11 protein-coding genes are annotated in these 13,222 nt (G+C 42.5%); 4 read left to right on the forward strand and 7 right to left on the reverse strand.

Going from position 1 to position 13,222, the window contains the following annotated elements:
• The first annotated feature begins 1 nt into the window (after position 1).
• On the forward strand, positions 2–1,462 hold the full coding sequence (locus tag PR800_RS03225) for an MFS transporter (RefSeq protein ID WP_272530191.1): 1,461 nt from the start codon (positions 2–4) through the stop codon (positions 1,460–1,462).
• Positions 1,463–1,531: 69 nt separating this feature from the next.
• On the opposite strand, the gene rpoD is transcribed toward PR800_RS03225, so the two are convergent.
• The 3 genes from rpoD to rpsU form a co-directional block, all read right to left on the reverse strand.
• A complete protein-coding gene (gene rpoD, locus PR800_RS03230) occupies positions 1,532–3,385 on the reverse strand; it encodes an RNA polymerase sigma factor RpoD (protein ID WP_102137848.1) in 1,854 nt (617 codons plus the stop codon).
• Between the two features lie 187 nt (positions 3,386–3,572).
• Positions 3,573–5,318, reverse strand: coding sequence for a DNA primase (dnaG, locus tag PR800_RS03235; RefSeq protein ID WP_102137847.1), 1,746 nt, complete (start codon positions 5,316–5,318; stop codon positions 3,573–3,575).
• Positions 5,319–5,488: 170 nt separating this feature from the next.
• Complete coding sequence (rpsU, locus tag PR800_RS03240; protein ID WP_001144069.1) at positions 5,489–5,704, reverse strand: 30S ribosomal protein S21; 216 nt, start codon at positions 5,702–5,704, stop codon at positions 5,489–5,491.
• A 330-nt stretch (positions 5,705–6,034) separates the two neighbouring features.
• On the opposite strand from rpsU, the gene tsaD reads away from it, so the two are divergent.
• On the forward strand, positions 6,035–7,054 hold the full coding sequence (tsaD, locus tag PR800_RS03245; RefSeq protein ID WP_102137846.1) for a tRNA (adenosine(37)-N6)-threonylcarbamoyltransferase complex transferase subunit TsaD: 1,020 nt from the start codon (positions 6,035–6,037) through the stop codon (positions 7,052–7,054).
• An 86-nt stretch (positions 7,055–7,140) separates the two neighbouring features.
• Here the strand turns inward: tsaD and PR800_RS03250 are convergent, their stop codons facing one another.
• On the reverse strand, positions 7,141–8,673 hold the full coding sequence (locus PR800_RS03250; RefSeq protein ID WP_102137845.1) for a methyl-accepting chemotaxis protein: 1,533 nt from the start codon (positions 8,671–8,673) through the stop codon (positions 7,141–7,143).
• Between the two features lie 277 nt (positions 8,674–8,950).
• Complete coding sequence (plsY, locus tag PR800_RS03255; protein WP_125890346.1) at positions 8,951–9,607, reverse strand: glycerol-3-phosphate 1-O-acyltransferase PlsY; 657 nt, start codon at positions 9,605–9,607, stop codon at positions 8,951–8,953.
• A 107-nt stretch (positions 9,608–9,714) separates the two neighbouring features.
• Between plsY and folB the strand changes: the two genes are divergently transcribed.
• The gene (gene folB, locus PR800_RS03260; RefSeq protein ID WP_102137844.1) at positions 9,715–10,074 is read left to right on the forward strand and encodes a bifunctional dihydroneopterin aldolase/7,8-dihydroneopterin epimerase; all 360 of its coding nucleotides are present in this window, start codon (positions 9,715–9,717) and stop codon (positions 10,072–10,074) included.
• A 39-nt stretch (positions 10,075–10,113) separates the two neighbouring features.
• Here the strand turns inward: folB and PR800_RS03265 are convergent, their stop codons facing one another.
• Together PR800_RS03265 and PR800_RS03270 are read right to left on the reverse strand one after the other, a co-directional pair.
• Complete coding sequence (locus PR800_RS03265; RefSeq protein WP_206276103.1) at positions 10,114–11,343, reverse strand: multifunctional CCA addition/repair protein; 1,230 nt, start codon at positions 11,341–11,343, stop codon at positions 10,114–10,116.
• 14 nt (positions 11,344–11,357) lie between these two features.
• On the reverse strand, positions 11,358–11,972 hold the full coding sequence (locus tag PR800_RS03270; RefSeq protein ID WP_102137842.1) for a TIGR04211 family SH3 domain-containing protein: 615 nt from the start codon (positions 11,970–11,972) through the stop codon (positions 11,358–11,360).
• A gap of 280 nt (positions 11,973–12,252) precedes the next feature.
• On the opposite strand from PR800_RS03270, the gene PR800_RS03275 reads away from it, so the two are divergent.
• Entirely contained in the window at positions 12,253–13,215 is a 963-nt protein-coding gene (locus PR800_RS03275; RefSeq protein WP_102137841.1) for a CYTH domain-containing protein, read from the forward strand.
• Positions 13,216–13,222 lie beyond the last annotated feature (7 nt).

Genomic DNA, 13,222 nt, shown 5'->3' on the forward strand with positions numbered 1-13,222 from the left:
AATGAGACGACTTTTTTTGATCCTAGCTGTTTGCTTGGGCACTTTTATGGCAACGTTAGATATCAGTATTGTAAACGTTGCACTACCTGCTATTGGGCGTGATCTCGATGCGAATATGTCTATGCTACAATGGGTTATTGACGCCTATGCACTATGTTTGTCAGCATTGATCTTGTCTGTTGGCCCTATTAGCGACCGTTATGGGCGTAAAAAAATTTGGCTAACAGGAATTGTTATTTTCACTCTAGGATCTGCAATTTGTGCATTTTCTACATCGTCGCACATGTTGATAGCGGGACGGGTAATTCAAGGGATCGCAGCCGCGGCTTTAATTCCTGGGGCACTTTCTATCATTACACAAGCTTTCTCGAATGATATTGAACGTATAAGAATTATTGGTATCTGGTCAGCCGTGAGTGCACTTTCCTTAATTATCGGCCCTATCTTAGGGGGATTTTTAGTCGATAGCTTCAATTGGACAACGATATTCTTAATCAATATCCCGATAGGATTGCTAACATTCCTGTTAGGCTGGCTAGGGATACAAGAAAGTTCAGATCCAGATAAAGCCGCACTGGATCCGATGGGGCAAGCTTTAAGTATCATTGCATTAGGTGGTTTAACCTTTGCTTTAATTGAGGCAGGGGAGCAAGGTTGGGGTAGCTATTTCACATTGAGTGGGTTAATCATTGCGACTATTGCATTCTTGGGGTTTATTTGGGTTGAACGTCACGTAGCTCGGCCATTATTACCTTTCTTTTTATTTAAAAAAAATCCATTTTTCTTTCAATATAATATGGCTTCTTTTGCGTTGGGTTTTGCAACTTACAGCAATGTATTTTTTATTGCGCTATTTTTACAAAAAGGCCAAGGGTGGGGGGCATTTGAAGCGGGGATCCGCATGGCACCTGAGTTTATTGCCATGGCTATTTTTTCATTCTCTTTCGGTAAACTCTCTCGCTATTTAAGCGTGCGAAATCTGATGATCTTTGGCTTTATTTTAATCGCGCTGGCTTCATTATTATTAACTCGTGTTAACGCTGAGACACCTTATATACCTATTGCGATAACATTATTTATTTTGGGTGCTGGAATGGGAATGTCTACCCCTGCAATTGGGGCACTTGTCATGGCGAGTGTTGATAAGGCCTATTCCGGCATTGCATCCGCTGTTATGAATGCATTGAGGCAAACAGGTATGACCCTCGGTATTGCTCTTTTGGGAACGTTGATGACACATCGCGCTGTAGAGCAGCTATTACAGGATGACAAGTTGGTTAGGATGTTATCGACACAGGAAATCAAACATTTGATTCAAACTTCTTCAGCAATGCCATCTGCCTTTATTGAGCAAGTCACACGGTCAGCTTTTGTTTCTGGTTTTAATGTAGCGATGTTAGGTGGAGCGGTAGCCATAATGATTACGTTATGCCTGATGGCAAGGTATAAATCAGTGAATTAATTGGTATTGAGGTTACGGACATAAAAAAACACCTGCCGGAGCAGGTGTTTTTAGGTATAAATCAACTAATTACTCGTCAAGGAAACTGCGCAGAACTTCTGAGCGGCTTGGGTGACGTAATTTACGTAATGCTTTCGCTTCGATCTGACGGATACGTTCACGGGTAACATCAAACTGTTTACCGACTTCCTCAAGGGTGTGGTCAGTATTCATATCGATACCAAAACGCATACGTAGCACTTTTGCTTCACGAGCGGTTAAGCCTGCTAACACCTCGTGAGTTGCAGAGCGTAAGCTTTCTGACGTTGCAGAGTCTAAAGGCAGTTCTAAAGTTGTATCTTCAATAAAATCACCTAAATGTGAATCTTCATCATCACCAATAGGGGTTTCCATAGAGATAGGTTCTTTAGCAATCTTCAGTACTTTACGAATTTTATCTTCCGGCATTAGCATGCGTTCTGCCAATTCTTCTGGCGATGGCTCACGGCCCATTTCTTGCAGCATTTGACGAGAGATACGGTTCAGTTTGTTGATAGTTTCAATCATGTGAACCGGGATACGAATAGTACGTGCTTGGTCAGCGATTGATCGCGTGATAGCCTGACGGATCCACCAAGTTGCATAAGTTGAGAACTTATAACCACGGCGATATTCAAACTTATCAACGGCTTTCATCAGACCGATGTTACCTTCTTGGATCAGGTCAAGGAACTGCAAGCCACGGTTGGTGTATTTCTTAGCGATAGAAATTACCAAACGTAAGTTTGCTTCAACCATCTCTTTCTTCGCACGGCGTGCTTTCGCTTCACCGATAGACATACGACGGTTGATATCTTTAACTTGTTCAATTGTCAGACCCGTTTCTTCTTCAATTTGACGCAGTCTTTGCAGGCAACGTAGAATTTCTTCTTCAACTTCAAGTAGTTTTTCTGACCAAGGCTTATTCATTGCTTTTGCAGCAGTTAACCAAGTTTCGCTGGTCTCATTACCACTAAATAAAGTAATGAAGTTTTTCTTCGGCATCTTACATTGTTCAACACACAGTTTCATGATGGTACGCTCTTGTAAGCGAACTCTGTCCATCATTTCACGCATGTTATTGACCAAGTAGTCAAATTGCTTAGGAACTAAACGGAATTCTTTAAATACTTCGGAAAGCTGCTCAATAGCGGCAGCCGTTTTCGCATCACTACGGCCATATTGTTTAATATGTTGACGCGTTTTTTCATATTGCTCGCGAAGATCAGAGAATTTTTGACGCGCTAATTCAGGATCGATGCTGTTATCGTCATCGCTATCGCTGTCATCGCCGTCTTCATCTTCTTCGTCTTCGTCATCGTCTTTATCAAGCTCTGCTTGTGGTAATTCAGAGCCAACGTGAGTTGCTGTTGGTGCAAGATCTTCTTCCGCGTTAGGGTCAACAAAGCCGGTGATTAAATCAGATAAACGGCTTTCTCCTGCTTCAACACGGTCATATTGCTCAAGAAGATAGGTGATAGCCTCAGGATATTCAGCAACAGAGCACTGAACCTGATTAATACCATCCTCGATGCGTTTTGCAATGTCGATTTCGCCTTCTCGTGTGAGAAGCTCGACGGTACCCATTTCACGCATATACATGCGGACAGGGTCGGTTGTACGGCCGATTTCACTTTCAACACTGGACAGCACTTGTGCAGCGGCTTCTGCTGCATCTTCATCAGTATCGGAAGTATTTTCAGCCAAAATTAAATCATCGGCATCAGGTGCTTCTTCCATGACCTGGATGCCCATGTCATTAATCATCTGAATGATATCTTCAATTTGATCTGAATCGACGATATCTTCCGGCAGATGGTCGTTGACCTCGGCATAGGTTAAGTAACCTTGCTCTTTACCCTTGGTTACGAGTAGCTTAAGCTGCGACTGCGGGTTTTGCTCCATAAGACGGTATCCACACTTCTGAGTATTTTAATTGGTGTCGGTCGGCGAAACATTCGGCCAACAAGAACATACAAAGGGAATATTTATTATTCGCTACGCCCTTTATTTTCGTAGCATTTTACAGGCATTTGCCTTGTGTTTATCGGCACTTAAGCCGTTTAAAATATTAATTCTGTTTTGGGTTAGATTATGTTTTCACTCTTGAAAGAGTGATTAAGCGGACTTCTTCGCGCTCTTCTGGGGTCAGCCCTTCAGTTCGTTCTTTTGCTATCAAATAGTCAAAACGTTCGTCGAGTGCGCTATTAAATAGATGGTTTAACGCATCTATAAAGGTATTTTCCGCTATCTCCTCTATTTCTATATCGTTCCACGTTGCTAGTTTTTCAAGCTGTTTCGAAAATTTATTATCACGATAACGCTCTAGCAACTGCCCAGTTGACATTCCGGGGGTGGAACGGCAAACATCAACCAATTCCTGAAATAGAGAAAGCCCCGGCATTTGAATATGGGCGATCCCCTCTAATGAGGGAACAAGCTCCGAAAAGTTCGGATTCTGTACCAACAGCGCGATAAGTATTCGCATTGTGGTTGGTTTTAATTTGGGCGCCTGATAGTTAACTTGTTCTGTGCTCTCTCTATCAATCATAGCAAGAACTTGAGAAATATCCGGTATACCAATAAAATTTCCTAGCTCTTGTGCCATATAAAGGCGCAGCGTTTCACCAGGTATTTGTTTAATCAAAGGGATAGCCAGTTTACTAAATTTTGCTTTCCCTTCTTGCGTTTTTAAATCTACCTGAGGCACAAGTGAATCAAATAAAAAGGCGGAAAGGGTTTGAGCATCTTTCATGCGTTGCTCAAAAGTCTCTTTGCCTTCTTTACGCACTAATGAATCAGGGTCTTCACCATCGGGTAAAAACATAAAGCGCAGCTGGCGACCATCCGTTAGATAGGGAAGTGCTGTTTCCAGTGCCCGCCAAGCCGCTTCTCGGCCAGCGCGGTCGCCATCATAACAACAAATAACTGTATCTGTTGAACGATAAAGTAGCTGAATATGTTCAGAGGTTGTTGATGTGCCAAGTGAGGCAACCGCATAGCGGATGTCATACTGAGCGAGAGCAACAACGTCCATATAGCCTTCAACTACGAGTAACTTCGCTAATTCACTACTATTTTGTGTTGCTTCATAGAGGCCAAATAATTGACGACCTTTATGGAAAATATCAGTTTCGGGAGAGTTTAAGTATTTGGGAAGGGCATCCCCTAACACACGCCCACCGAAGGCAATTACACGACCGCGTCTATCCCGAATTGGGAACATGACACGCTCTCTAAAACGGTCATAGATTCGGCCATTATCATTTGTCACTAACATGCCTGCATCATCAAGCTGTTTGCGACTTTCTGGGTTTACAGCGAATTTTTTGAGTAAATTGTCCCAGCCCGCAGGGGCGAAACCAATCGAAAAATGCTCAATAATTTCAGCGCTTAAACCACGTTGGCTTAAATAATCTTTCGCTTTATTAGCCGAAGAATGACTTAAGGCAGCACAGTAAAATTGATTAATTTTTTCCATCAACTGATATAAATTTTGCCGTTGATGAAGTTCTATTTGGCTTGAACCCGTTCCTTTTTCATAAGGGACATCAAGGCCATGTAGTGCAGATAATTCTTCAATAGCTTCGACAAAATCGAGTTTGTCATAATTCATCAAAAAATCGATAGCGTTGCCGTGAGCACCACAACCAAAACAGTAATAAAATTGTCTTTCACCGTTTACGGTAAAAGAAGGTGTTTTTTCATTATGGAACGGACAACAAGCGTGATGGTTTTTACCCTGTTTTTTTAACGGGACTTTTGCATCTACTAAATCAATGATGTCAGTTCTTGCTAACAAGTCATTGATAAATGAACGCGGAATTCGTCCAGCCATAAGCCTCTTTTTCGCCTGTTGATGAACGATAATAAGCCGCGCTTCCTTGAGGAAAGCACGGCCTTTAACTGCTTAGCTATTTACTACTACAAAAACTAAGTGACTACGAGAGAAACCAACGTTTTGTATTAGCTATCGTCTGTAATGAATGCAGTTTTCACTGCAAACAACTAGTACAGACGAGTACGGCGTGCGTTTTCGCGAGCCAGTTTCTTAGCGTGACGCTTTACAGCTGATGCTTTAGCGCGTTTACGTTCAGTCGTTGGTTTTTCATAGAATTCACGACGACGAACTTCAGCTAAAACACCTGCTTTTTCACAGGAACGTTTGAAACGACGCAGTGCAACGTCGAATGGCTCGTTTTCACGTACTTTAATTACCGGCATGTGCCTCTCACCTCAATAGAAATCGGTTTGTTGCTGGTACTGATTCACCAGCCTTCATTTAAAATGGTGCGGAATTTTACTTCAATGAGTACGGGTTTGTAAAGTGCCGTATAAAATTGAATCACACAAGATTACCTGATTTGCAGTTCATTCGATGAAAAAGCAAACAAAACCAGATAATAATGAGAATTAGCCACACGAAATTTTTTATTACAGGGGACTGATTATAGACTATACAGTCAGGAAAGTCAGCCTTTTACCAACATTAATTACGCGATTGCGCGAAAATAGTGATAGACTTGCGGTTATGCAATAAACAAGGGTAGTGCAATGCGTGTTTTAGGTATCGAAACCTCTTGCGATGAGACGGGTATCGCAATTTATGATGATGAGCGTGGCTTATTAGCCAATCAATTATACAGCCAAATTAAAGTTCATGCAGATTACGGTGGTGTCGTGCCTGAATTGGCTTCGCGCGATCATATTCGCAAAACAGTGCCGTTAATTCAAGCCGCGCTGAAAGAAGCTAATTTAACAAGCCAAGATATCGACGCTGTCGCTTATACTGCTGGCCCAGGTTTGGTGGGGGCTTTAATGGTAGGTGCAACCGTTGGGCGTTCATTAGCTTTTGCATGGAATGTTCCAGCCGTGGCGGTTCATCACATGGAAGGCCATTTATTGGCTCCAATGTTAGAAGAGAAAAGCCCTGAATTTCCTTTCGTTGCATTACTGGTTTCTGGTGGGCATACCCAGCTTATCAGTGTGACGGGAATTGGTGAGTATGAGCTACTTGGCGAATCCATCGATGACGCGGCAGGTGAAGCGTTTGATAAAACAGCGAAATTATTAGGTTTAGACTACCCTGGCGGCCCCGTGCTATCTCGCATGGCGCAGCAGGGGACTGCGGGCCGTTTTGTTTTTCCTCGCCCAATGACAGACAGGCCAGGGCTTGATTTTAGCTTCTCAGGGTTAAAAACCTTTGCAGCCAATACCATTCGTGAAAATGCGGATGACGACCAAACCCGAGCAGATATTGCGAGAGCCTTTGAAGATGCCGTGGTAGATACTCTGGCAATTAAATGCAAACGCGCTTTAGAACAAACTGGGTTTAAACGCTTAGTGATGGCGGGGGGCGTTAGTGCTAACCGCGCACTCAGAGCTAAAATGGAAGACGTTCTTAAACAGCGCGGCGGTGAAGTTTTTTATGCGCGCCCTGAATTCTGTACGGATAACGGCGCGATGATTGCTTTAGCGGGGCTTATTCGCCTTAAAGGTGGGTCAACAACAGGGCTTGGTGTAACAGTTCGCCCGCGCTGGCCACTGGCGGAATTGCCACCGTTAGAAAAATAACATCGCTGATGAGTTTATGTTTTTGATAAAAAGGGCTGGGTGACAGCCCTTTTACTTTTCAACTAAATATTAATGTAAAACAACGATTAGTGTAAGACAACGACCGCATCTTCAAGCCTGCTTGAACGAGCTTTTACCATATTTGATGTCTCTGTACTTTGCTCTACCAGTAATGTGCTTTGTTGTGTGATGGTTTCGAGCTCACTTACCGCTTGGGTAATATCGGCGATCCCAGCTGCTTGTTCAGAGGTTGCTTGGCTAATATGGGTAATCAATTGCGTGACATTCTGTATTTGGTCAACAATCTCCTTCATGGTGTCCCCTGCCGTATTTACTTGATTTTTCCCTGAATTGACTTTCTTTTCGCAATCATTAATTAATTCGCGAATATCATTAACTGCGCTTGCACTACGGCTTGCGAGGCTGCGTACTTCATTTGCGACAACAGCAAAGCCTTTGCCTTGCTCACCTGCACGAGCGGCTTCTACAGCGGCATTTAACGCGAGTATATTAGTTTGAAATGCGATGTCTTTAATCACATCCGTAATGGAATTGATTTTGCTGGTACTATTAACAATCTCATTCATGGTATCGACAACAGCTTCCATCATTGCACCGCCATTTACTGCGGTTTCGCTAGTGGTATTAGAAAGCTGATCAACTTGGATTGTATTATCGGCATTCATTTTTACAGAAACAGCCATTTGGTTCATGGTCGCAACGGTTTGTTGCATATAACCGACGGTTTGCTGAGTATGCGTTTCTAATTCACCACAATCGGAGACTAAAGATTCACTGCCTTTGCGGACGTTATCAACTTGTTCGGAGACATCTTTGATTAGCCAGCGGCAAACCAGTCCAAGTTGCCCTATAGCGCGTAATACTAAGCCAATTTCATCTGTACGTTGCATATGGTTAACGCTATGTTGATTTCCTCGTGCAATACCAAGTGCTTGTTGGGTGATGTTTTCCAATGGTGTGGCGAGCATTTTTTCAAATATCACATTACCGACCAGTAATGTGATAAATGTGCAGATGCTCATGATTAAAAGGGATCCGATTGGTTGCAAAACAACGCTTGCCATGATGAGCCAAAGAATAAACAACAGGCTCATGACGAGTCGGATACGCCAGCGTGTTGAACATATAGAAAAGTGAAACGGTATTTTTTTAGAAAGTACAATTCCCTTAAAAATTTTTCGTTTACTTCTATTTTCATTCATTGCGGTATAGAGCGGTTCTACTGTCGCAATTTCTTGGCGTGTTGCACGGGTTCGAATGGACATATAGCCCGTAATGACACCTTTGCGTTCCACTGGGATGATATTGGCTCTAACCCAGTAATGGTCACCATTTTTCCGACGGTTTTTTACAATACCAGTCCAAGGTTCTCCTTTTTTAAGTGTTGCCCACATGTCGGCAAAAGCTTCTTTGGGCATATCTGGATGGCGGATAATATTGTGCGGACGTGTTAATAACTCATCTAATTCATAACCACTAACTTGGACAAAGAAATCATTAGCGTGAACAATGTTTCCTTGCAGATCGCTAGTTGTCATCAATGTGATATTTTCATCTAACACATATTCATTTTGAGTGATATAAGGGGTTCTGCTCATTACAATACCATTATTATTGTTTAATTTTCCTTTTATATAGTCGACAGCTTTTAAATATTCCTTAGTAATAATTTTGCAATAATTTAACTTTTCTTTAAAAGTGTGCGCTAGTTATGGCTAAAATGTAACGCAGCACAAATTGCTACCAGTACAGTTTTAAGGAGGGATATCGCGCTGTTGTTATTGATGGGCTTTTTTGGGAAATTTTAAACAAGGCAAAATAGCATAAAAAAAGAGCTGAAATCAGCTCTTCTTAGGGAAAAATCAAATGTAACGATCAGTCATCCTGTTCTTGCTCTTTGGCTTCTTGGGCTATTTCTTTATTGGTTTTTTGTTTTTTGTTTTTCAGTTTTTGCCAAATACGGCTTTCTTGGCCGCGCCAAAGGCGTTGTATATTACCGTGATGGCGGACTAACACTAAACAAGACAGCATGGCAACAGGGAAGGTGAATTCAGGTTTAAACCACCAAACATAAAAGGGAGCAAGTAAGGCGCTGACAATCGCGCCGAGTGATGAATAACCACTAAGCAATACTGTAAGTAACCATGTCCCTGCGACTAAACCAGAAAGATCCCAACCAATAGCGGCAATTGAGCCAAATGCAGTTGCTACACCTTTTCCGCCTTTGAAACGAAAGAAAATGGGATATATATGCCCAAGACAGGCTGCAATTGCAACAAAGCCAAGATAGAATGGCTGCACATTTAAATAATAAGCAAGCCAAACGGGTATCATCCCTTTTAATACGTCACAAATGAGTACCCCGGCAGCGGCGGCTTTACCGCCTACACGCAATACGTTAGTTGCACCAGGGTTACCAGAGCCGTGTTGACGGGGGTCGGGTAGTCTCGCCAAACGGCAGATCAGTATCGCACTCGAAACTGAGCCGCAAAGATAGGCGAAGATTATCATGCCAAGCGCGGTTGCACTCATAGCTAACTCCAAAACGGTTAAGGCCATAAATTCACTTCAGTCTTGGATAATACGCATATTTTTGCTGAAGTGGTATCAATTCAGTACATAAATGAGAAAATGACGTGATGGATATCGTATTTATTGAGCAATTATCAGTCATCACCACGATTGGTGTATATGACTGGGAACAAGATATTGAACAGAAACTCGTGCTCGATATCGAAATGGGATGGGATAACAAACGCGCGTCTATGAGCGATAATGTAGAATATTGCCTAGATTATGCCAAGGTTAGTCAGGCTATCCTCGCTCATGTAGGGAATAACAAGTTTGGGTTAGTAGAACGTGTTGCTGAAGAAGTTGCACAATTATTGATGACACAATTTGCTAGCCCATGGGTTCGTATTAAGGTCGCTAAGCCGGGAGCCGTGGCGCGAGCCAAGCAGGTTGGGGTTGTTATCGAAAGAGGCGTGAAAAGCGCTTAAATGATGACTGGCGGTGTTCAACCGCCAGCTTTATGAGCGTTAGATGATTTGTTGTTGCTGCCAACCTGCAACGGCTTCAATACGTTGTCGCGTAAGTTCTTGGCGGATTTCAGGGCCTTGAAAGCCTTGTTCAATAATTGGTTTTACTTCAACGGATTGTGCAATGGAAAAAGCTTGCCTGAAGTACCGTCCTTGTGGATAGGCTTGTTGTTCAAGGCCTAATCGACCTCTTGCATCCGCCTCGCTGATTAAACTGAGTTGTTCAATACGTTCTGGTTTACGCCAGCTATCAAGCCCATCAAAAATCGCAATGAGCTCATTAGCAGGTAATTTATTGATAATATGGATTTTATCATGATAGCGAGCCGCTAGACGGGCTAAGTCCCGAGCGGTAGTTGGCACTTTTAATCTTGCGCAGAGTGCTTCTATTAATGGGATACCTGCTTCACCGTGGTTTGGGTGACTTGGCCAAACATCCGGTGGTGTCAGCGCTTTACCTAAATCATGGCATAAGGCAGCAAAGCGAATATCCACACTGTTAGATAGCTCGGTAACCACTTTCATTACCATTAGGGTGTGAATGCCAGTATCAATCTCTGGGTGCCATTTTTCAGGGGCTGGGACACCAAATAGTGCATCAACTTCAGGAAAAAGAACGGCTAAAGCACCACATTGGCGTAAAACGTCAAAATAAATCTGTGGGGAGTTTGATTTCAGTGCTTTTTCGGTTTCTGTCCAAACGCGCTCGGCGGTGAGGTGAGATAATTCCCCTGTTACGGCCATTTTTTGCATTAATGCCAATGTTTCAGGCGCAATCGTAAAACCTTGTTCAAAGTAGCGAGCGGCAAATCGCGCAACCCGTAAGACCCGTAAAGGATCTTCAGAAAATGCGTCAGAAACATGACGTAAAATACGGTTGTTGAGATCTTTTACGCCTTGGAATGGGTCAACAATTTCGCCAGATCCACTTTGTGCTATCGCGTTAATTGTCAGATCGCGACGTAGTAGATCATCTTCAATGGTGACATCGGGAGCGCTATAGCAGCTAAAGCCAGTATAGCCCGCGCCAGTTTTACGTTCTGTTCGGGCTAAAGCGTATTCTTCATGGGTTTTTGGATGTAGGAAAACAGGAAAATCCTTTCCGACTTGTTGAAAACCTTGAGATAGCATTGCCTCGGGTGTTGTGCCAACCACCACGTAGTCCCTATCTGAAATAGGTAGACCAAGAAGTTGGTCACGTACAGCCCCCCCCACGAGATAGACTTTCATTTGAATGGCCTCAATTACATCCAACCATCATTACGTTTTTTACGACGTGGAATAATGTGCGGTAAAATCAAACCTAAAATTAAGCCAACACCAGCGACGCCACCACCATACATAAACCATTGTAAAATCAATTCACGACGGCGATCATCTAAGTTGACCTCAGCAATTTCTAGTTTTTTGCCGGATTTGATCAACTCATTTTTTAATTTTTCATTTTCAGCTTTTAGTTGGCTGACGATATTGTCATTATCAGCGACTTTTTGCTGCATATCTGCAGTTCGTGTATTCCACGTGCTATCAATATTGTCGAGCTGTTGACGTAGTTTTTGGTTTTCAGCTTCAAGTTCTGGAATGCGAGTTTTCATACTTGGTGTATTACTGAGTTGCTCAACGGGTAACCAGACCGTTCTGCCTTTTTCATCGCGAACTTGTGCAAATTTGTTATCTGTGGAGAGCAGTTCAACTGCTTCCCCGGCATTGAGCGTACCTACAATACGATATTTTGTGCCAGGTCCACTATGAACGTATGTGGATAAATCATCTGATACATAACGTTTTTCTGCTGCATGTGAATTTAAGGAAAGGCCTAGCCCCATGATTGAAATTAATAATAATGGAATTTTTCGCATGGTATTTACAGTCTTTTGATGGTGAATGAGTTTTATATTATTTGAATACTAATGAGTAAAACGCGAGGGTGCAAATCCTAAACGCAGATGTCTCTACAGTCTAAAGGAGAATGAGAACTATCCTAACTGTCTAAATTACCCTTGTTTTTACTTTGTTTTCAATATAACTCACTGAAAGAAATATGACAGGTAGAATTTTTGTTTATCGCACAGTTTCTTTTCTCAGCTTAGCTCGATTGGGGTAATATGAGTGAAGTGAAATAATTAAATAAGGATATGTATGAGCCACGTAGAGGTTGAACTCAAACTTGCTGCTAAGAGTTCCGCAATAGAGGCTGTACGACAGTGTCTATCGACATTGTCTCACCAATACAGTGAGCCGACGAAGTTAACCAATATCTACTTTGATACGGCAAATAAGCAGTTACGTCAGTGGGATATGGGCTTACGTATCCGAGGTTGTGATGGCCGCTATGAAATGACAATGAAAACGGCAGGACAGGCGGTAGGTGGTTTGCATCAACGGCCTGAATATAACGTTGACATAGATTCGCCAGAGCTTGATTTAGCGGCATTACCCGCTGAAATTTGGCCCGAAGGAACTGACATTTCACAGCTTAAGTCTGAATTAAATATCCTTTTCAGCACGAATTTTACGCGTGAAAAATGGTTAGTCACGTTTGAAGATAGCGAAATAGAAGTCGTTTTCGACCAAGGTGAGATATCCGCAGGTTCAAAGGATTTGCCTATTCAAGAGTTTGAATTAGAACTCAAAAAAGGTTTTATTGCTGATGTGCTCAATTTAGCAAAGAAATTTGCAGATATTGATGGTCTGCACCTGTCATCACTTAGCAAAGCTGCACGTGGATATTCATTGCTATCACCGTCAAAAGAGCTATTAGCTCGCCCTGACTCGGTGTTTGACTATGAAGAGCAACCCTTAGAAAAGTCATTAATGCATATGCAATTACTTTGCCAGCAGCATGAAGACTACTGGTTAGCAAATAGCAGCAATGCACGCCAAGGCTTCAGTGAGTTTTTACGTTTTGTTCAGGCATTTTTAGTGCATTACCAAAACTCAGTGCCTCACTTTATCCATGACACGCCACTGGAACAATTACGTTCAGATATTGCCGATGAAACCATCAGTGCGGAGGATTTTTGCTATAGCAGTCAGTGGTTAAAGTGTAAATTAGCCTTTATCCAGTGGTTAAGTGCTTTAACCTATCAAGAAGCCCATTAAGGTATTG

Origin of the sequence: Providencia sp. PROV205, from assembly GCF_028479505.1 — a bacterium.
GTDB classification, from domain to species: domain Bacteria; phylum Pseudomonadota; class Gammaproteobacteria; order Enterobacterales; family Enterobacteriaceae; genus Providencia; species Providencia huaxiensis.